This is a genomic window from Pectobacterium fontis (genome assembly GCF_000803215.1).
Lineage (GTDB): Bacteria > Pseudomonadota > Gammaproteobacteria > Enterobacterales > Enterobacteriaceae > Pectobacterium > Pectobacterium fontis.
On sequence record NZ_JSXC01000081.1, the window covers coordinates 1 to 723 of the forward strand.

At 46.5% G+C, this 723-nt stretch carries 1 protein-coding gene; it reads left to right on the top strand.

Annotated features, from left to right (window positions below):
- Window positions 1–207: 207 nt before the first annotated feature.
- The coding region (locus tag OI69_RS18630; protein ID WP_039354142.1) for an IS110 family transposase at window positions 208–723 on the top strand (516 nt) is incomplete at its 3' end.

The following is a 723-nucleotide window of genomic DNA, read 5'->3' on the forward strand; positions in this document are numbered from 1 at the left end:
CTTGTATCTTTCTCATGTAGTGATTAGCTATCACTACATGAAACAGAGTGAGCTTCAAAGGCGCGCTAAGGCTATCAACCTTGCGATTGAGTTTAAGCCCTCTGTTTCACCTTTCACGCCAGCATTAACATTGAACGGTTACCTAGAGCACTGACTCTGAATGTACAAGCGGAACGGGCGTGACGGCTTCAGTGAAAGGGGGACATTATGTATTACGTCGGCATTGATATCAGTAAACGTTTTATCGATGTGTGCTTATTGGTTGATGGCATTAAAGGTAAACGGAAGACGAAAGTGTTACCCAATGACCCCAACTCAGCACAAGCTTTGGCTCAATGGTTAATCCTGCAAAAATGTGACCCGAGTCAGGCTCATATCATCATGGAAGCCACAGGGGTTTATCACGAACACCTCGCTTATGGTCTCCATGTGGCCGGTATTCTTGTATCGGTGGCCAATCCTCATCGAGTGCGTGAATTTGCCAAAGGAATGGGGATATTGACCAAAACAGACAGCGTTGATGCTTATGTGCTGGCAAGCTATGGCTGTTTAAAACAACCGGATAGTTGGGCTCCGCCGTCGCAAGAAATAAGGAAGCTCAGGGCATTATTGCAGCACAGGGATAGCCTGCTTAATGATAAACGGCGTGTAGAAAATCGACTGGGCACGTTGAAATCCACAATAGCTCTGGAAGACGTTGTGACGTCTCTGGAATCGATGGTG